Consider the following 19,044-nt stretch of genomic DNA (forward strand, 5'->3'; position numbering starts at 1 on the left):
CGTGGGCCTCACTCGGGGGGGGGGCCGGCCTGTGGGCCACACCGCTCGGCCACCTCCCGCGCCCGGCGGGCGGCTCCGCGGGCGGGCTATGCCGGCGTGGCGCGGGGGTGTTTCCATCCCCGGCCGCCCCAGGGCCAGGTCCCGCAGGGCCTTGCCCACGACGGCCTCGGGCTCCAGCCACACCGCCTCGCGCAGGGAGCTGACGTCCATCCCGGCGCGGGCCTGGAACTCGGTGCGGGTGAACCCCGGGACCACCGCGAGCACCCGGACCCCGTACGGCGCCATGTCCACCCGCAGGGACTCGCTGAACGCGGTGACCCAGGCCTTGGCGGCCCCGTACGTCCCGGTCGGCAGCAGTCCGGCCACCGAGGACACGTTCACCACCGCGCCCCGGCGGCGCTCGCGCAGCCCGGGCAGCATGGCGTGGGTGAGCCGCAGCGGGACCTTCACCAGCAGGTCGAGCAGCCGCTCCTCGTCCTCGACCGGGCTGTACGGGAACGGCGCGGGCAGCCCGAAGCCCGCGTTGTTGACCAGGATGTCCACGGGCCGCCCCCGGTCGGCGAGCCGCTCGGCGACGGCCGTGCAGTCCGCCGGGTCCAGCAGATCGGCGGGCAGTACCTCGCTCGCCGTGCCGAACTCCCGGCCGAGCTCCCGGGCCACGGCTTCGAGGCGGTCCTTGTCGCGGGCGACCAGGACGAGCTCGCAGCCCTTGGCCGCGAAGCCGCGGGCGAAGGCGGCGCCGAGTCCGGCACTGGCCCCGGTGATCAGAACGGTGGTCAAGGGAGGGTCACTTCCTTACGGGGTGTGCGGGCGCTGCGGGGTCGGGCCCTGTGGGCTGAAGTCCGTGGTCGACGGCGATCCGTAGGCCTGGGCCACGTCGACCAGGAACCGGGCCTCGTCGTCGAGGTCGCCGCCCTCGGCGGAGGTCTGCATCGCGGCGGGCAGTTCCCACGCCGCGTCCTCCCCCGGCTGCCCGGGCCGTCCGGCGAGCTTCGCCTGCCGCGCCTCCTTCAGTACGCAGGCCAGCGCGGCCGCGGTGCGCCGCTGCTCGGGTATCCCGTGCCCGGTGACATGGCTGCGGGCCAGCTCCGGAACGCCCGGGGCGACGTACTCGCCGAGGATCAGGATCGCGTCGCGGGTCTCGATCACCTTGCGGTACACCAGCAGGTTGCGCGGGACCGGCGGCCACAGCAGCTCCACGACCCGGCCGGCCCGCGGCTTGGTGAGGGCGACGTGCGGGACGGCCTGGACCAGGTCGTGCCAGAGCGGCCACAGCCGCCAGGCGGTGGCGATGTCGGCGCTCGTGCGGCGCAGCGTGAACAGCGTGGGCACGAGGATCGCGGCAGCCCGCAGCAGTCCGTGCAGGTTCATCATCAGCGGCAGGGCGGGCATCGCCCAGGTGCTGCCGAACAGGGCCTTGAGCAGGTAGGCGAACCAGAACAGGCCCGCGAGCGCGGTGCCGAGGCCGAACAGCCGCAGCCCGGCGGCCAGTCCCCGGCTCTCGGTGCGCCGGCTGTAGCGCCAGCAGAGCGAGACGCAGGTGGTGTTGGCGAGGAGGTGCGCGGAGATCAGCAGCAGCCAGTACGCGAGCGAGGGCACCGGGTCGCCCTGCGGCGGGATGGTGTGCGCGGTGTGCGCGGGGGCGGCCGTGTCGAGCACCACGAGGGTGGTCAGCCAGGCCACCGTACCCACCCAGGCGGCGAGTTGGAGGGCCCGGCCGCGGGTGGCCGCGGCGACGAAGTAGAGCACGGTGCCCGCGGACAGCACGCCGATCAGGTTGCGGACGAGGCCGACGGTGTGCGCGTAGTCCGGATCGCGCATCGCGTACGTGACGACGTCGGGGAGGTTCAGGGTCATCGCGGCGGCGGCGGTGGCGACGGCGAGCCACAGGCCGCGCTGCTGCGGGGAGCGCAGGGCGGCGGGGGCGCGCAGCAGGACGGCCGTCCAGAGGCAGACGACGCTGGGCACGGCGAGCGAGTCGCCGAACGCGGTGAGGTCAGCGGCGTCCATGGCTCCCCCGCCCGTAGCCCATGGCGGATTCCAGCCAGGCGAGGGTGGAGCGGGGCCCGGCGGCCGACTGCGGGCAGGATCCCGTGGTGCGGATGCGGATCATGCTGGCCAGCATTTCCGCCTCCTGCTCCTGGCTGGTGGTGTAGTTGGTGCGCCCGAGGACGGTGGGGACCTGCCCGTCGTTGTCCTCGGCCTCCAGGGAGTTGTGGCCGAACAGGATGTGCCCGAGCTCGTGGAGCACGATGTGCTCGCGGTGCAGCGCGGTGGTCTGTGCCTCGTAGAAGACGAAGTCGACGCTGTCGGTGCCCACCCACAGCCCGCAGACCCCGGATTCCGCCGCTTCCCTGGGGAGCGGGTGGAGGTGGATCGGGCGGCCCCGCTGCTCGGCGATCCGGTTGCACAGCCCCTCGATGGAGAAGGGATGTGTCAGCTCCAGATGGCCGAGAATCTTCTCGCACCGTTTACGGAGGCTGGGTTGCGAGTGGGGCATGTGATCCCTCTTCGGACCCTTTCGCGGGCAGCGTCGGTAGGCGTGCGTGGGCGTGGGCATGGCGTCCTGTGCCTTCAAGGCGGCCTCTGGGAGTGGGGTCCTGAGGGGAGAAACGGAAGCCCGTTCGCCATTCGGCGAACGGGCGTTCCACCATGCCTACAGATCATGTACGGGAGTTCGCAAGATGTGTCCCCAGGTGGGGTGCCTATTCGGCCATCCTGGAAACCGGGTGATCCCGCCCGCGTGCCACGCCCCGGCGGCTCCGCCGGACCGGTGCCGGCGGAGCCGCGGGACACGCCCGTCTCAGCGCTTGCGGCGCCCCTCGTCGCCGCCGGTGAGACCGGCCCGGCGCAGGGCGTCGGCCATCGCGCTGTTGGCCGGGGCCGGGGAGCCGCTGCCGCCTTGGCGCTGCCCGCCGCCGCCCTGGCCCCTGCCCTGCCCGCCGCCCTGGCCCTGGCCCCGGCTCTGACCCTGGCCTCCGCCCTGACCCTGACCCTGACCCTGGCCGCCGCCCTGGCCCTGGCCGCCGCGCTGCTGCGGGGGACGGCCGCCGCCGCGTCGCTCCTGGCGCTCCTGGCGGTCCTCGCGCTGCCGGGGGGCGCCGCCCGCCGGGCGGTCGGCCTCGTCCTCCAGCCGCAGCGTCAGCGAGATCCGCTTGCGCGGGATGTCCACGTCCAGGACCTTCACCCGGACGATGTCGCCCGGCTTGACCACGTCCCGCGGGTCCTTGACGAAGTTCTTCGACAGCGCCGAGACGTGGGCCAGCCCGTCCTGGTGGACGCCGATGTCGATGAAGGCGCCGAACGCGGCCACGTTCGTGACCACGCCCTCCAGGATCATCCCCGGCGCCAGGTCGCCGATCTTCTCGACGCCCTCCTTGAACGTGGCGGTCTTGAAGGCCGGCCGCGGGTCGCGGCCCGGCTTCTCCAGCTCGCGCAGGATGTCCGTCACGGTCGGCAGGCCGAAGGCCTCCGTGACGAACTGCTCCGGGCGCAGCGAGCGCAGCACGCCGGTGTTGCCGATCAGCGCCGCCACGTCGCTGCCGGCCGTCTTGGCCATGCCCCGGACCAGCGGGTACGACTCGGGGTGCACGCTGGAGAGGTCCAGCGGGTCGTCCCCGCCGCGGATCCGCAGGAAGCCCGCGCACTGCTCGTACGCCTTCGGACCCAGGCGGGCGACGTCCTTCAGTGCCTTGCGGCTGCGGAAGGGGCCGTTGTCGTCGCGGTGGGCCACGATGTTCTCGGCGAGCCCGCCGCTGATGCCCGAGACCCGCGAGAGCAGCGGGGCGGAGGCGGTGTTGACGTCGACACCGACACCGTTCACGCAGTCCTCGACCACCGCGTCGAGCGAGCGCGACAGCTTCACCTCGGAGAGGTCGTGCTGGTACTGGCCGACGCCGATCGACTTGGGGTCGATCTTGACGAGCTCGGCGAGCGGGTCCTGCAGGCGCCGGGCGATGGACACGGCGCCGCGCAGCGACACGTCCATGTCCGGGAGTTCCTGCGAGGCGAACGCGGAGGCCGAGTACACGGAGGCGCCCGCCTCGGACACCATCACCTTGGTGAGCTTCAGCTCGGGGTGGCGGGTGATCAGGTCCCCGGCGAGCTTGTCGGTCTCGCGCGAGGCCGTGCCGTTGCCGATGGCGATCAGCTCGACCGCGTGCTCCCCGGCGAGGCGGGCCAGCTTGGCGAGGGACTCGTCCCACTTGTTGGCGGGCACGTGCGGGTAGACCACGTCGGTCGCCACGACCTTGCCGGTGGCGTCGACGACGGCGACCTTCACTCCGGTGCGGAAGCCCGGGTCGAGGCCGAGGGTGGCGCGGGTGCCGGCGGGCGCCGCGAGCAGCAGGTCGCGCAGGTTGGACGCGAAGACCCGTACGGCCTCGTCCTCGGCCGCCTGGCGCAGCCGCATCCGCAGGTCGATGCCGAGGTGCACCTGGATCTTCGTACGCCACGCCCAGCGGACGGTGTCGCCCAGCCACTTGTCGCCGGGGCGGCCGCGGTCGTTCACCCCGAAGCGGCGGGCGATCATGCCCTCGTACGTGGACGGGCCGGGCTCCTCGCGAGGCTCCTCGGGCTCCAGGGTGAGGTCGAGGACGTCCTCCTTCTCGCCGCGCAGCATGGCGAGGACGCGGTGCGAGGGCAGCGCGGTGAAGGGCTCGGCGAAGTCGAAGTAGTCGGCGAACTTGGCGCCCGCCTCCTCCTTGCCCTCGCGCACCTTCGCGGCGAGCCGGCCGCGGCCCCACATGCGCTCGCGCAGCTCGCCGATGAGGTCGGCGTCCTCGCCGAAGCGCTCGGTGAGGATCGCGCGGGCGCCCTCCAGGGCCGCGGCCGGGTCGGCGACGCCCTTGTCGGCGTCGACGAACGCGGCCGCGGCGGCGGCCGGTTCCACCGACGGGTCGGCCAGCAGGCGGCCGGCGAGCGGCTCCAGGCCGGCCTCGCGGGCGATCTGCGCCTTGGTGCGCCGCTTGGGCTTGAACGGGAGGTAGATGTCCTCCAGCCGGGCCTTGGTGTCGGCCGCATTGATCCGGGCCTCCAGCTCGGCGTCGAGCTTGCCCTGCTCCCGCACGGAGTCCAGGATCGCCGCGCGCCGGTCCTCCAGCTCGCGCAGATACCGCAGCCGCTCTTCGAGGGTGCGCAGCTGGGCGTCGTCGAGCATCTCGGTCGCTTCCTTACGGTAGCGCGCGATGAACGGCACGGTGGAGCCGCCGTCGAGCAGCTCGACGGCGGACTTGACCTGCCGCTCCCGTACGCCGAGCTCCTCGGCGATCCTGCCTTCGATGGACATCGTCACGATCGGGTCCCGCCTGCCTTCGTTTGCACTGGAAGGCTGCCAATTGTGGCAGGTGGCGGCGACGGGGGCCGGGAGACCCGCGCCCGGGTCCCCGCCCGGGCCCGCGCCCGGGCCCGCCCCGGACCCGCCCCGGACCCGTCAGGCCTTGCCGAAGGCGTCCGCGGGGAAGGCGCCGGCGGTGACGGCCTTGACGACGAGTCCGCCGCCGAGCTCGGCGAGCCGAGCCAGGCCTTCGGCGCCGAGGTGCTCGTACGGGGCCGCGTCGAGGCGGTCGGTGTCGGCTTCGAGGCGCTCGCGTACGGCCGCGCCCTCCGCGGTGAGTTCGCCTTCGGTGTCGAGGATCCCGCGCTCGTGCAGCCGGTCGGCGGCGGCGTCGAGGTCGGACTGATCCCAGCCGCGGATGGCCTTGATCCACTTGTGGGTCATGCCGCGCCCGGTGGCGGTGTGGCTGACCAGGGCCTCCAGCGGGTCCAGCCCCGCGAGCAGCAGGGCGGCGAGGTGGCCGTCGCCGCGGTGCTCGCGCAGCAGGGTGGTGGCGTGCCAGAGCCGCAGGTGCGGCTCCTCGGGTACGGGGAGGTCGGCGTGGGCGGCGTAGAGGGGCCGGGCGTGCCGGGTGCAGCCCTCGGTGGCGCGCAGGGCGAGGTCGGCGGCCTCGGCGAGCTCGGGGGATTCGATCGCCTCCGCGCCGAGCAGCCGGCGCAGGGTGCCGTCGGCGGCGCGCAGCCGGGCGTCGAGGGCCTGTTCGGGGGTGATGGTGTCCCAGACGGCGGGCAGGTGCCGGGCGACGAAGTCGTGGCGGTAGTTGTAGAAGGTGGCGGTGACCGTGCCGGGTCCGACGGCTCCCATGGCGGCGGAGCGGGAGGCGAGGTTCACGGCGGGCCGCTCGGTGACCCCGAGGGCGGCGAACTCCTTGCCCAGGTCGGGAGAGAAGTAGATGGTCGCGTGCAGCGGGTTGATCGCAGCATGCCAACAGTTGCGGGCGGCGCGCGCAGGAATCGTCATGGCGGCCAGATTACCGACCGCTCAGTATGCCGGGTAGACCGAGTCCCGGCCGCCGTGCATATGATCGAGCCGACATCAACGGGGAGGCGTGAACATGTCAGAGGATGGCGGCCAAATGGCGGACCTTCAGGTCGGCATGCGGTTGAACCACGTACCGGTCGAACCGAGCGGCCCGACGGTGCCGCCGACGGGACCGGCGGCGCCGGGCAACCCGAAGGGCCCGATGGGCCCGTTCGTTCCGGGCGGTTCCGGGGACTTCGCTTCGACGCCGGCCCAGAAGAAGGACGCGGCGAACACGATCGAGACCGAGCTGGAGCCCAACACCAGGAAGGCCGCGGAGTACGCGGACACCGACACCGGCACCGCCCAGAAGGGCTTCGACGGCTGGGAGACCGCCGCCGGCCTGAAGAAGGTGGCGGACACCTGGGACCAGCAGGTGAAGACCCTGATGGGCCGTCTGGCGGCCGAGAAGACCAGCCTGCGCGGCGCGTCGGGCCTCTTCTCGAGCAACGACACCGGCATCGGCACCCAGTTCCTCGCGACCAACTCGAAGCTGAACGGCCTCTAGGAGGCGTCCTTCGGGTCTCGCCGGCATCCGGTTTCCGGCCTTCTTCCGCGCGGCGCACCGCGCGGAAGAAGGCCGTTCGCGTACCCGGACACGGCCCTTGGGGGCGGTGGCCACCGGTCCGGCCGCTCGCCTGTGACGGCCGAATGGCGATCGTGTGACACGAGGGGCCATGGACATGACGTAGGGCGGCGGGCGTGAATACGTTCGGACGACAAGCCGTTGAACAGAACTGTCTCCCTACCCCTTGGAGCTCTTCGTGCACCGCAAAGTCATCGCCCCGAGCGTCCTCGCCGCCTCCCTCCTGCTGGTGATCCCGGCGTCGGCGGCGAGTTCCGTGCAAGGGGCCCCGGGGATCGGCGACCCCTACTACCCGGCCAGTGGCAACAGCGGGTACGACGTGTCCCACTACGACCTGCGCCTGCAGTACCAGCCGAAGACGGACCTGCTGGAGGGCACCGCCACGCTCCTGACCACCGCCAGGCAGGACCTCTCCCGCTTCAACCTGGACTTCGGCCTGAAGGTCAGCGAGATCCGGGTCAACGGCGCCAAGGCGAAGTTCGCCACGTCCGGGGACCACGAGCTGGAGGTGACCCCCGCCCAGGTGCTGAAGAAGGACACCCCGGCGTCGGTCGTCGTCAAGTACGCCGGAAAGCCCTCGGAGTTCAAGATCGACGGCTGGTCGGCCTGGCAGCGCACCCCGGACGGCGGTGTCGCCGCGCAGGAGCCCGACTCGGCCGTCTGGTGGTTCCCGAGCAACGACCACCCGCTCGACAAGGCCACCTTCGACATCTCGGTCAACGTCCCCGACGGCACCCAGGCCATCAGCAACGGCGTGCTCCAGTCGCAGATCTCCCGGCTCGGCTGGACCCGGTACAGCTGGCGCTCGAACAAGCCGCAGGCCACGTACCTGGCCACCCTCGCGATCGGCAAGTTCGACGTCACCACGGGGACGACGGCGAACGGGCTGCCCATCGTCAACGCGTACAGCAAGGACCTCGGCGACAACGCGGGCGCGGCGCGCGCGAGCGTGGAGCGGACCGGCGAGGTCGCCGAGTGGCTGGAGGGGGTCTTCGGGCCGTACCCCTTCAACGCCCTGGGCGGGTACGTGCCGAACGTGCCCTCCAGCTTCGCGCTGGAGACGCAGACCCGGCCGTTCTACAGCCCGAAGCAGTTCGCGAACGGCGCCAACGTCTCGGTGGTCGTGCACGAGCTGGCCCACCAGTGGTACGGGGACAGCGTCTCCGTCGACGGCTGGAAGGACATCTGGATCAACGAGGGCTTCGCCCGCTACAGCCAGTGGCTGTGGTCGGAGAAGGAGGGCGAGGGCACCGCGCAGGAGCTCGCCGACTGGGCATACGGGCAGCGCGCCGCGGACGACCCGTTCTGGCAGGTCAAGCCGGGCGACCCGGGCCCGGACAACCAGTTCCACGGAGCCGTCTACGACCGCGGTGCGATCGCCCTGCAGGCGCTGCGCAACGAGATCGGCGACGAGAAGTTCTTCAAGATCCTCAAGGGCTGGCCGGCCGAGCGGGCCTACGGGAACGCCAAGGTCGGGGACTTCGTCCGGTACGCGGAGAAGTTGTCGAACAAGCCCCTCGCCCAGCTCTTCGAGACCTGGCTGTACACCCCGGGCAAGCCCGCCTTCGCCCCGCCGGCCGCCGCGGCCGAGAACGCCCGGTCCCTCAAGGCCCCCGCCGCGAAGCCGGTGGAGCCGAAGTCCTGGAAGAAGATCGCCGAGACGAACACGATCCACGACCACTGAGCCGCGCAGCGCGCACGAGGCCCCGCGCGCCGGCGCCCCTCAGGGGGTGCCGGCGCGTCGGCGGGCCCGGGCCGCGCGGGCGATGGGCAGGTAGCGCAGGCGCTCCGGCAGCAGCGGTACGAGGAGCCGTACGGCCGTGCTGAGCCGCCGGAGCCTGCGTTCCTGGGACGGGCTCCACTCCAGCCCGATGGCGGCGCGGGCCTCGGGCGGCATGTACCCCACGGTGACGAATGCCCGGAAGTGCAGGAACGCGGCCCGCAGCGCCGGCCAGGCGAGCCGCAGCAGCAGCCGTACCGGCAGGGAGCCGCCCTCGGGCCTCGGCAGCGGCACGTCGGTGGCGACCAGCTCGCGGGCGACCTTGGTCGGCTCGATCTCCTCGGCCAGCATCCGGTGGTAGTAGACCCAGTACTCCTCGATGGTCTGCGGCATGTCCCGGTCGTGTATGCCGAGGATCCGGCCCACCTGGAGCCACTCCCGGTACAACTGCCGCTCCTGCGCGGGGGTGAAGCGGCGCAGCAGGTACCGCCCGGCGTAGAGGTAGATCGGGAAGCCGGTGGCGTGCACCCAGGAGTAGCAGGCGGGGTCGAGGGAGTGGTAGCGCCGTCCCCGGGTGTCGATGCCCTGGATCTCCTTGTGCAGGCGGCGTACCCGGCGGCCCTCCTCGGCGGCCTCCGCGCCGCCGTACACCCACAGCTGGACGGAGCGCAGCGAGCGCTCGCCGCGCCCCCAGGGGTCGGTGCGGAAGACGGAGTGCTCGTCGACCCCGGCGCCGATCGCGGGGTGGGCCACCTGCAGGGTGAAGGCGGCCGGGAGCATCAGCAGGGCCCGGATGTCGCCGGAGATGGTCCAGAGCACCCCGCCGGGGGCCGGCGGCTCGGGATCGGGGCGGCGCGCGGCCTTCGGTCCGGGTGCGGGGAGCGCTGCTTCTCTCATGGTTCCAGTATGCGATTGCCGAAGGTTCGGGCTGCGAGCGCCGGACGTCCCGGGTCGCGAGTACCAGACGTCCGCTCCCGGACAGAAAGTCTTGTCACGGGTGTTACCCAGAGGTAACCGCGGCTGCTTGGATGACGGAGTCGATCTCCCCCTGCAGGAATGATGGAGACCTCATGCTGCACACCAAGCTCAGCCGCAACCGCGCCGCCGCCACGGCCGTTGCGGCGATCGCCGTCGGCGCACTGGCCGCCACCGGTGCGCCGGCCGCCTCGGCCGCGGAGAGCGCCGCGGCCCCGCGGCTCAGCGTCCTCACGTACAACACGTTCCTGATGAGCAAGAACCTCTACCCCAACTGGGGTCAGGACCACCGGGCTTCGGAGATCCCCAAGGCGTCCTTCTTCCAGGGCCACGACGTGGTCGTGCTCCAGGAGGCCTTCGACAACGGCGCCTCGGACGCGCTGAAGTCGAACGCCTCCGCGCAGTACCCGTACCAGACCCCGATCGTAGGCCGCAGCAAGAGCGGCTGGGACGCGACGGGCGGCGCCTACTCCTCGACCACCCCCGAGGACGGCGGCGTCACGATCCTCAGCAAGTGGCCGATCCTCCGCAAGGAGCAGGTCGTCTACAAGGACGCCTGCGGCGCCGACTGGTGGTCCAACAAGGGCTTCGCCTACGTCGTGCTGAACGTGGGCGGGGCCAAGGTCCACGTGGTCGGCACCCACGCCCAGTCCACCGACCCGGGCTGCGGCTCCGGCGAGGCGGCCGACATGCGCGCCCGGCAGTTCAAGGCGATAGACGCCTTCCTGGACGGCAAGAACATCCCGGCGGGCGAGCAGGTCATCGTCGCCGGCGACATGAACGTCGACTCGCGCTCCCCCGAGTTCGCGTCCATGCTCGCCAACGCCGACCTGGCCGACTCCGACTCGCGCACGGGCCACCCGTACTCGTTCGACACCGCGCAGAACTCGATCGCGAACTACCGCTACCCGACGGACCCGCGCGAGGACCTGGACTACGTCCTCTACCGCAAGGGCAACGCGCGCCCGGCGGGCTGGGAGAACAACGTGGTCAAGGAGCAGTCGGCGCCCTGGACCGTATCCAGCTGGGGCACCTCGTACACGTACACCAACCTCAGCGACCACTACCCGCTGATCGGCCGCTAGCCCGCCCCCGCTCGGTGCCCGCCGCGCGGCGGGCACCAGCGCGTTCGGTCAGCCGAGGATCTCGGCGATGTCGGCCTGGAGCCGCCGGTAGTCCTCCGGGTTGTCCGGTGCCCACGCGCGCGCGTCCTCGGAGGCCTGCCGGGCCAGTTCCGCCGCCCGGCCCGGCCAGCCGGCCCAGACGTACATCCGGACCAGTTCCACGGTCGCGCTCGTCGTGGACGGGTGGCTCCGTCCGGGAGAGCGGCGCGCGGCGCGCACGGTCCGCTGCTGCGACTCCAGGGCCTCGCCGACCCGTCCGTTGGCCATCAGCCGTACCGCGCGCAGCGTGCGGACCTCCTGCTCCTCGAAGACGTCGTGCTTCGCGAGGACGGCGGCCGCCAGCAGCAGGGGCACGGCCACCAGGACCACGTACGGTCCGGGGCCGGCGGTGAGGTCGGGCAGCCGTCCGGCGCGGTCGCGCACGGTGCCCGTCTCGGCGAGGTCCAGCGCCGCCCAGGCGCCTCCCAGCACCGCGGCCGTGACCAGCACCGTGCGGTGGACGATGCGGCCGCGCCCGAACACCAGCAGGCCGGCCGCCCAGAGGGCGGCGGCGCCGGTGACCACCACGACGAGGGCGTCCCCGCCCGCGAGTCCGGCCCTCGATCCGAGGGCGGCGGCACCCGTGGCGGCGTCCGCGCGGAATCCGTAGGGCAGGGTGTCGCCGTCGGCCCCGACGACCCACGGCAGTACGGCGCCCAGCAGCATCAGCAGCGCTCCGGCGGCGCCCAGGGTGGCCGGGAGGCGCCCGGGGGTGACCAGCGAGGACAGTACGGCGGTGGCCCGGCCCGTGCCGCCGGTGGGGGCCTTCATCCGCCCAGCCTGACGACGTCGGTGGTGTAGGTGGTGACGGCGACGTAGACCACCACGGGTACGAGCAGGACGGCGGCCGGCGACAGCAGCCAGGTGCACAGAGGCCGCAGCCGGGTGGTCCGCAGTCTGCGGGAGGTCCACAGCAGGGTGCCCGGGACGAACAGCACCAGGGTGATCAGGCTGAGCGCGAAGCGGACCGGGCCGTCCCCGGGGACGGGGAAGAGGAAGGCGAGCGGGGAGTCGTACGTCAGCCTGTCCACCCCTGCGGCGAGCCCTTGGAGGACGAGGATCGCGATGCCGATCGGGGAGAGGAGCAGCGGCACCAGGCCGGCCCCGTCGGTCGACACGGAGTGCGCCATGCGGAAGCTCCCCGGCGTCCTTTCGAGGACCCGTTCCCTCTCGATGGCCCGTTCCAGGTCGTACCCCGGTTGTTCGTCGAACATGTCCGTTCCCCCGGTGGTGGTGTGGTCGTGGTGGTACTCGGGGCCCGGTCAGGCGAGGGCGGGCGCGTCGGGGCCGAGGACCCGTCGGTTGATGCCGCGCCGGCGCAGGGCGCTGAAGGCCCACAGGGCCGCCCCGGCGCCTGCCAGCGCCAGGAAACGGGTCTGGTTCTTGGGCGGAACGGCGGGCACCTTCGCGATCGCCAGCCTGATGCCCGGCCCGCGCAGGGGCGTGTCCAGCGTGTACCCGCCCGGTTGCAGGGGGGCGGTGGCGGCCGGCCAGGCCTGCCAGTGCCCGCGCTCGTCCGCGTACCAGTAGCGGTGGTCGATCGCCTCGCGCAGCCTGGGGGTGCGCCAGGCCCCCTGGTCGAGCGGGTGTCCGTCGGTGGCGGCGAGGGACACCGTACTGCCGGGCTTGTTGCGCGCGTCGCCCTTCACCATGGCTTGCAGGGCCGGGGGCCGGGGCAGATCGGTGCGGCTCTCGATCCAGACCAGGTAGAGGCCGTCGTCGGCCAGCTGGACCGTCCCGGCCTGTCCCGGCTCGGTGCGCAGGACCTTCGCCGCCCCGACGTTGCCGAGGTGCTGGTTTCCCTGCGCGGCCAGCGCGACGCCCAGGAATCCGACGACCCACAGCGCGAGGGCGCCGTCCAGCCAGCGCCGGGACCATCCCGTGCGTAAGAACACTGCGTCGCGTGGCATGCAACCGCCCCCCGTTCGCCGCGGCCGCGTCGTCCGGCCGGGCGCCAACCCGTGGCCCACAGTGTGGCCCGGACTACGGGCCGCTGTCCGGCCGTTGGCCGAGATGCCCGCACCGGGCGGCTCGGGCGGAACCCGTCCGGCGGGCGGTCGTGCGCCCGCCGGACGGGGCCGTCCGGGCTACGGGGCCGGGGCCGCCTGCGGTTCCCCATGAGGGTCCTCGTACAGGGCCTCGATGAGGGGGCCGTACTTCTCCCGGACCACCCGGCGGCGCAGTTTCAGCGACGGCGTGAGCTCTCCGGAGGCGGGGCCCCACTCCTCGGTCAGCAGCCGGTACCGCTTGATCTGCTCGGTCCGGTTGAGCCGGGCGTTGGCCGCCGCGACGGCGGCGGCGATCTCCTCCCGGACGGCCGGGTGCTCCGCGAGCCCGGCGAGCGGACCGGCCTCGATGCCTCGGGCCGCCGCCCACGCCGGGGCCACCTCCCCGTCGAGCACCAGGAGGGCGACGAGGTAGGAGCGGCCGTCCCCGTGCACCAGGGCCTGGCCGATCAGCGGGTGCTCCTTGACGGTGTTCTCCACCAGGGCCGGCGAGACGTTCTTGCCGTTCGAGGTGATGATGAGTTCCTTCTTGCGGTCCGTCAGCCAGAGGAACCCGTCCTCGTCGAGCCGGCCGACGTCCCCGGTCGGGAACCAGCCCTCGGCGTCGTGCGCGCTCTCCACCGACCCGTCGGGCCGCAGGTAGCCGGCGAAGACGGTCGCGCCGCGCGTGAGGATCTCGCCGTCCTCGGCGAGCCTCAGCTCCAGCCCCTCGATCGGGCGTCCCACCGAGCCCAGCCGGAAGCCGTCCGGGCTGTTGATCGTGCACACGCCCGAGGTCTCGGTGAGCCCCCAGGCGTCCATGATGGTGATCCCCCAGCCCGCCCAGAAGCGGACCACGTCGATCGGCATCGGGGCTGTGGCGCTGGCCGTCCACACCAGCCGGTCCAGCCCCGCAAGGCCCAGCAGCGGGTCCAGCACCTGCTCCTTCGCCCGGGCGTACGAGGCTTCGAGCGCGGCCGGGATCCGCTCGCCGCGCTCCCGGTGGCCGGCCCTGGCCCGGGCGAGGTCGTTCGCGGCCTCGATGGACTCCCGCTGCGCGGCGGGAAGCTGGGCGAGCACCGCCCGGACCGACGCGGCGAGCTTCTCCCAGACCCGGGGCACCCCGAAGAACTGCACCGGGTGCAGTTCGCGTACGGCGGCCCCCACGGCGGCCGGGTCGGCGACGAGCCGGACGTGCGCGGCCCGCAGCAGCGGCAGGTAGATGCCGAGGATCCGCTCGGCGATGTGCGCGAACGGCAGGTAGCAGATGTGCTCGGCGTGCTCGGGCAGGTCCGTGCGCCCGTCGATGCGGACGGCCTGGAGCATGATGTTGCGGTGGGTCAGCCGTACGCCCTTGGGGTCGCCGGTGGTGCCGGAGGTGTAGACGACGGTCAGCGGGTCCTCGGGGCGGGTCTCCCGCCAGGCCTTCTCGAAGGCCTCGGGGCGGTGCGTACGGGCGCCGCTCGCTTGCAGAGATCCGTACGTACGGTGCGGACCCGCCTCGGCGGCCTCGGCCACGACCAGCCGCTCCAGGGGCACCTGTGCGTCGGCGAGCAGCGGTTCCCAGCGGGCCAGCTCGCCGGCGCCTTCGAGGACCGCGACCCGGGCCCGGCTGTGCCGGGCGATGTGGGCGATCTGCTCGGGCGCGGAGGTCCCGTACACGGTGACCGGGACGGCGCCGAGGTGGACGAGGGCGAGGTCGGTCAGCCAGTGCTCGGGGCGGTTGCCCATCATGATCAGCACGTGTTCGCCGCGTTCCACGCCGAGGGCGGCGTATCCGGAGGCGAGGACGGCGACCTTGCGGCGGACCTCGGTCCAGTCGAGGGTCGTCCAGCCGTCGCCCTCTCGCCAGGAGAGGGCGGGGAGAGCGCCGTGTTCGGCGGCGTTGCGCGCCAGCAGGGCGGGGACGGTGAGCTCTTCGGGTCGTCCGGGCAGTCGCAGTTTCATGGTCATGGGCAGCTCCTGGCCGTTTCACATCGTTGGTGCGACAGCAATACTGTTGAACCCAAGCTGTGGAGCAGAGAGCGAGGCGCAGACGATGGCCGACCAGGCACCCGAGCCGATGCTCACCGTCGACGAGCTGGCGGCCAGGGCGGGCGTCACCGTGCGCACCGTTCGTTTCTACAGCACGCGCGGGCTTTTGCCCCCTCCCGTGATCGGCCCTCGTCGGGTGGGGCACTACGGGCCGGAGCACCTGTCCCGGCTGGCGCTCATCGAGGAACTCCAGCACCAGGGCATGACGTTGTCGGCCATCGAGCGCTATCTGGACGCGCTGCCCGACGACCTGAGCGCGCACGACCTGGCGATCCACCGCGCCATGGTGTCCAGTTGGGCTCCTGACGCGCCCCAGGAGGTGTCGCGGGAGGAGCTGGAGAAGCGGGCCGGGCGGAGCCTGTCGGACGCCGACGTGCGGCGGCTGACGGCGATGAACGTACTGGCGCCGGCCGCCGGCGGGTTCCGGGTGGACGTGGGGCTGCTGCGGCTGGGCGTCGCGCTTCTGGACGTGCCGATCGCGCACGAGACGATCCTGGTGGCGCGCAAGGTGCTGCTGGAGCACGCGCGGACGGCGGCGCACGAGCTGACGGCGCTGTTCCGGGACGAGGTGTGGGGGCCGTTCACGCGGGGCGAGAGCGATCCGGAGCGGGTGGAGTCGATGAAGGCGCTGTCCGCGCACATGCAGCCGATGGTGGTGCAGGCGCTGGTGACCGCGTTCCAGCGGTCGCTGAAGGAGGAACTGCGGGCGGCGTTCGTCTCGGAGCCCGAAGGCTCCGGGTGAACGCCGCCCGCGGCGGGTCCTGCCGGTTCGGCGGGTCCTGCGGGGTCAGTCGGAGTACGTCTCGCCGCGCTCGGCCTTCGCGACGAGCGAGGCCGGCGGGGTGAAGCGCTCGCCGTACTGGGCGGCCAGCTCACGGGAGCGGGCGACGAAGCCCGCGAGGCCGCCCTCGTAGCCGTTGATGTACTGGATCACGCCACCGGTCCAGGCCGGGAAGCCGATGCCCATGATGGAGCCGATGTTGGCGTCGGCGATCGAGGTGAGCACGCCCTCGTCGAGGCAGCGGACGGTGTCCAGGGCCTCGGAGAAGAGCATCCGCTCCTTCATGTCGGTGAACGGGATGTCCGCGTCCGGCTTGGCGAAGTGCTCGCGCAGGCCCGGCCAGATGCCGGCGCGCTTGCCGCTCTCGTCGTACGCGTAGAAGCCGGCCCCGCCGCTGCGCCCGGGGCGGCCGAAATCGTCGACCATCCGGTCGATGACCGCGTCCGCGGGGTGCGCGGTCCACGTGCGGCCCTCGGCCTCGAAGGCCTTGCGGGTCTCGTTGCGGATCTTGCGCGGGAGGGTGAGCGTGAGCTCGTCCATCAGGGAGAGCACCTTGGCCGGGTAGCCGGCCTGGGCCGCGGCCTGCTCGATGGAGGCGGGCTCCACGCCCTCGCCGACCATCGCCACGCCCTCGTTGATGAACTGCCCGATGACGCGCGAGGTGAAGAAGCCGCGCGAGTCGTTGACCACGATCGGGGTCTTGTTGATCTGCCGTACGAGGTCGAAGGCGCGGGCGATGGCCTCGTCGCCGGTGCGCTCGCCCTTGATGATCTCCACCAGCGGCATCTTGTCCACGGGCGAGAAGAAGTGCAGTCCGATGAAGTCGACCGGGCGCGAAACCCCTTCCGCGAGGCCCGTGATGGGCAGCGTGGAGGTGTTGGAGCAGAGCAGCGCGTCGGGGGCGATGACGTCCTGGATCTCCTGGAACACCTTGTGCTTGAGGGAGGTGTCCTCGAACACGGCCTCGATGACGGCGTCGCAGCCGGCCAGGTCGGCGGCCTCGGCTGTCGGGGTGATCCGGGCGAGCAGCTCGGCGCGCTGGGCCTCGGTGCTGCGGCCGCGGGAGACGGCCTTGTCGAGCAGCTTCTCGGAGTACTCCTTGCCCTTCGCGGCGGCCTCGGCGGTGACGTCCTTCAGCACCACTTCGATGCCCGCGCGGGCGCAGGAGTACGCGATGCCCGCGCCCATCATGCCGGCGCCGAGGACGGCGACCTTGGTGACCTTGCGGGGCGCGATGCCCTGCGGGCGGCTGCGGCCGGCGTTGACGGCCTGGAGGTCGAAGAAGAACGCCTGGATCATGTTCTTGGCGGTCTGCCCGGTGACCAGCTCGGTGAAGTAGCGGGCCTCGATGGTCAGCGCCGTCTCGAAGTCCACCTGGGCGCCCTCGACGGCACACGCCAGGATGTTGCGCGGGGCCGGGTACGGGGCGCCGTTCAGCTGCTTCCTCAGGCTGGCCGGGAAGGCCGGGAGGTTGGCGGCGAACTTCGGGTTCGACGGCGTGCCGCCCGGGATCCGGTAGCCGGGGACGTCCCAGGGCTGCTTCGACTCGGGGTTGGCGTCGATGAAGGCGCGGGCCTTGGCCAGCATCTCCTCGGGGGTGGTGGCCAGTTCGTGGACGAGGCCGTTGTCGAGGGCGCGCTGCGGGTTGTACTGGGTGCCCTGGAGCAGGACCTTGAGCAGCGCGTCGGCGATGCCCATGAGGCGGACCGTACGGGTGACACCGCCGCCGGCCGGGAGCAGGCCGAGGGTGACCTCGGGCAGGCCGATCTTGGAGCCGGGGGCGTCGAGGGCCACGCGGTGGTGGGAGGCGAGGCAGATCTCGTAACCGCCGCCGAGGGCGGCGCCGTTGATGGCGGCGACGACGGGCTTGCCGAGGGTCTCGATGCGGCGCAGCGAGCGCTTGATCTCGGTGCCGGTGTCGAAGGCGAGCTGCGCGTCCTCGGGACGCAGCCGGATCATGTCCTTGAGGTCGCCGCCCGCGAAGAAGGTCTTCTTGGCGGAGGTGTAGATGATGCCGCGGATGGAGTCCTTCTCGGCCTCGGCGCGGTCGGCGACGGCCGCGATGGAGTCCTTGAAGGCCTGGTTCATCGTGTTGGCGGACTGGCCCGGGTCGTCGAGGGTCAGGGTGACGACGCCGGTCTCGTCCTGGTCCCAGCGGATCGTGGTGGACTCGCTCATGTTTCTCGCTGCTTCCGTGTCGGGGAGGAGGTCGGGGGGATCAGGACGGCGTTCAGAGGCGTTCGACGATGGTGGCGACGCCCATGCCGCCGCCGACGCAGAGGGTGACGAGCCCGTAGCGCTTGTCCTGGCGCTCCAGTTCGTCGATGACGGTGCCGAGGAGCATCGCGCCGGTGGCGCCGAGCGGGTGGCCGAGCGCGATGGACCCGCCGTTTACGTTGACCTTGTCGAGGGTGATGCCCATGTCCTTGACGAAGCGCAGGACGACGCCGGCGAAGGCCTCGTTCATCTCGATCAGGTCGATGTCGTCGATGGTCAGGCCGGCCTTGGCGAGGGCCTTGCGGGTGGCCGGGGCGGGGCCGGTGAGCATGATGGTGGGCTCGGAGCCGGAGACTGCGGCCGAGACGATCCGGGCGCGGGGAGCCAGCCCGTTGCGCTCCCCCGCCTCGCGGGTACCGATCGCGACGAGCGAGGCGCCGTCGACGATGCCGGAGGAGTTGCCCGCGTGGTGGACGTGGTCGATCTTCTCGATCCAGTGGTACTTCTGCAGGGCGACGGCGTCGAAGCCGCCGAGGTCGCCGATGTCCGCGAAGGACGGCTTGAGCTTGGCGAGGCTGTCGGCGGTGGTGCCCGGGCGGACGAACTCCTCCTGGTCCAGGACGACCAGGCCGTTGCGGTCGGTGACCGGGACGACGGACTTCGCGAAGCGGCCTTCCTTGATGGAGGTGGCGGCCCGCTCCTGGGAGAGGGCGGCGTACTCGTCGACGTCGCGCCGGGAGAAGCCCTCGATGGTGGCGATGAGGTCGGCGCCGATGCCCTGCGGGACGAAGCCGGTGTCCCAGTTGGTCATCGGGTCGTTGAACCAGGCACCGCCGTCGGAGGCCATCGGGACGCGGGACATGGACTCCACGCCGCCCGCGAGGACCAGGTCCTCCCAGCCGGAGCGGACCTTGGCGGCGGCCAGGTTGACGGCCTCCAGGCCGGAGGCGCAGAAGCGGTTCTCCTGTACGCCGGCCACCGTGTCCGGGAGTCCCGCGGCGATGGCCGCGATCCGGGCGATGTCGGAGCCCTGGTCGCCGACCGGGCCGACGACGCCGAGCACGATGTCGTCGATGGTGGCGGGGTCCAGGCCGGGGTTGCGCTCGCGCAGGGCGTTGATCAGGCCGACGACCAGGTCGATCGGCTTGGTGCCGTGCAGGGCGCCGTTGGCCTTGCCGCGGCCGCGCGGCGTGCGGATCGCGTCGTATACGTACGCTTCGGTGCTCAC

At 72.3% G+C, this 19,044-nt stretch carries 16 protein-coding genes; 4 read left to right on the forward strand and 12 right to left on the reverse strand.

Annotated features, from left to right (window positions below):
* The 5 genes from ACFXGI_RS10235 to ACFXGI_RS10255 form a co-directional block, all read right to left on the reverse strand.
* On the reverse strand, positions 1 to 780 hold a 780-nt coding region (locus ACFXGI_RS10235; RefSeq protein ID WP_384704976.1), incomplete at its 3' end, for an SDR family NAD(P)-dependent oxidoreductase.
* 15 nt (positions 781 to 795) lie between these two features.
* Positions 796 to 2,010: an MAB_1171c family putative transporter gene (locus ACFXGI_RS10240; RefSeq protein ID WP_384704977.1), complete on the reverse strand. Its 1,215-nt coding sequence runs from the start codon at positions 2,008 to 2,010 to the stop codon at positions 796 to 798.
* Positions 1,997 to 2,500, reverse strand: a complete 504-nt coding sequence (locus ACFXGI_RS10245) for a hypothetical protein (protein WP_384704978.1) — start codon at positions 2,498 to 2,500, stop codon at positions 1,997 to 1,999. Before ACFXGI_RS10245 ends, ACFXGI_RS10240 begins: the two co-directional genes overlap by 14 nt.
* Positions 2,501 to 2,803: 303 nt before the next feature.
* Positions 2,804 to 5,293 (reverse strand): Tex family protein, encoded by a 2,490-nt coding sequence (locus tag ACFXGI_RS10250; RefSeq protein WP_384704979.1) that lies wholly within the window; start codon positions 5,291 to 5,293, stop codon positions 2,804 to 2,806.
* Positions 5,294 to 5,431: 138 nt separating this feature from the next.
* A complete protein-coding gene (locus ACFXGI_RS10255) occupies positions 5,432 to 6,295 on the reverse strand; it encodes a hypothetical protein (RefSeq protein ID WP_384704980.1) in 864 nt (287 codons plus the stop codon).
* Positions 6,296 to 6,410: 115 nt separating this feature from the next.
* On the opposite strand from ACFXGI_RS10255, the gene ACFXGI_RS10260 reads away from it, so the two are divergent.
* A complete protein-coding gene (locus ACFXGI_RS10260; RefSeq protein WP_384704981.1) occupies positions 6,411 to 6,863 on the forward strand; it encodes a hypothetical protein in 453 nt (150 codons plus the stop codon).
* Positions 6,864 to 7,119: 256 nt separating this feature from the next.
* On the forward strand, positions 7,120 to 8,625 hold the full coding sequence (locus tag ACFXGI_RS10265; protein WP_384704982.1) for a M1 family metallopeptidase: 1,506 nt from the start codon (positions 7,120 to 7,122) through the stop codon (positions 8,623 to 8,625).
* Between the two features lie 39 nt (positions 8,626 to 8,664).
* On the opposite strand, the gene ACFXGI_RS10270 is transcribed toward ACFXGI_RS10265, so the two are convergent.
* Positions 8,665 to 9,558, reverse strand: a complete 894-nt coding sequence (locus ACFXGI_RS10270) for an oxygenase MpaB family protein (RefSeq protein ID WP_384704983.1) — start codon at positions 9,556 to 9,558, stop codon at positions 8,665 to 8,667.
* 173 nt (positions 9,559 to 9,731) lie between these two features.
* Here ACFXGI_RS10270 and sph point away from each other — a divergent pair, with 173 nt between their 5' ends.
* Positions 9,732 to 10,721: a sphingomyelin phosphodiesterase gene (gene sph / locus ACFXGI_RS10275; protein ID WP_384704984.1), complete on the forward strand. Its 990-nt coding sequence runs from the start codon at positions 9,732 to 9,734 to the stop codon at positions 10,719 to 10,721.
* Between the two features lie 48 nt (positions 10,722 to 10,769).
* On the opposite strand, the gene ACFXGI_RS10280 is transcribed toward sph, so the two are convergent.
* The 4 genes from ACFXGI_RS10280 to ACFXGI_RS10295 all read right to left on the reverse strand — a co-directional run bounded on the left by ACFXGI_RS10280 (position 10,770) and on the right by ACFXGI_RS10295 (position 14,737).
* On the reverse strand, positions 10,770 to 11,570 hold the full coding sequence (locus ACFXGI_RS10280; protein WP_384704985.1) for a hypothetical protein: 801 nt from the start codon (positions 11,568 to 11,570) through the stop codon (positions 10,770 to 10,772).
* A complete protein-coding gene (locus tag ACFXGI_RS10285) occupies positions 11,567 to 12,013 on the reverse strand; it encodes a hypothetical protein (RefSeq protein ID WP_384704986.1) in 447 nt (148 codons plus the stop codon). The genes ACFXGI_RS10280 and ACFXGI_RS10285 overlap by 4 nt, the downstream gene beginning before the upstream one ends.
* A 48-nt stretch (positions 12,014 to 12,061) precedes the next feature.
* Complete coding sequence (locus tag ACFXGI_RS10290; protein WP_384704987.1) at positions 12,062 to 12,709, reverse strand: hypothetical protein; 648 nt, start codon at positions 12,707 to 12,709, stop codon at positions 12,062 to 12,064.
* A 177-nt stretch (positions 12,710 to 12,886) separates the two neighbouring features.
* Positions 12,887 to 14,737, reverse strand: coding sequence for an AMP-dependent synthetase/ligase (locus tag ACFXGI_RS10295; RefSeq protein ID WP_384704988.1), 1,851 nt, complete (start codon positions 14,735 to 14,737; stop codon positions 12,887 to 12,889).
* An 85-nt stretch (positions 14,738 to 14,822) separates the two neighbouring features.
* Here ACFXGI_RS10295 and ACFXGI_RS10300 point away from each other — a divergent pair, with 85 nt between their 5' ends.
* Entirely contained in the window at positions 14,823 to 15,560 is a 738-nt protein-coding gene (locus tag ACFXGI_RS10300; RefSeq protein WP_229335589.1) for a MerR family transcriptional regulator, read from the forward strand.
* Positions 15,561 to 15,605: 45 nt separating this feature from the next.
* Here ACFXGI_RS10300 and ACFXGI_RS10305 read toward each other — a convergent pair whose 3' ends face one another.
* Both ACFXGI_RS10305 and ACFXGI_RS10310 read right to left on the reverse strand, forming a co-directional pair.
* Positions 15,606 to 17,777 (reverse strand): 3-hydroxyacyl-CoA dehydrogenase NAD-binding domain-containing protein, encoded by a 2,172-nt coding sequence (locus tag ACFXGI_RS10305; protein WP_384704989.1) that lies wholly within the window; start codon positions 17,775 to 17,777, stop codon positions 15,606 to 15,608.
* A 52-nt stretch (positions 17,778 to 17,829) separates the two neighbouring features.
* Positions 17,830 to 19,044 carry an acetyl-CoA C-acetyltransferase gene (locus ACFXGI_RS10310; RefSeq protein WP_384704990.1) on the reverse strand — a complete coding sequence of 405 codons (1,215 nt, stop codon included), beginning with the start codon at positions 19,042 to 19,044 and terminating at the stop codon, positions 17,830 to 17,832.

The organism is Streptomyces sp. NPDC059355, assembly GCF_042752335.1.
In the GTDB taxonomy this organism is placed as follows: domain Bacteria; phylum Actinomycetota; class Actinomycetes; order Streptomycetales; family Streptomycetaceae; genus Streptomyces.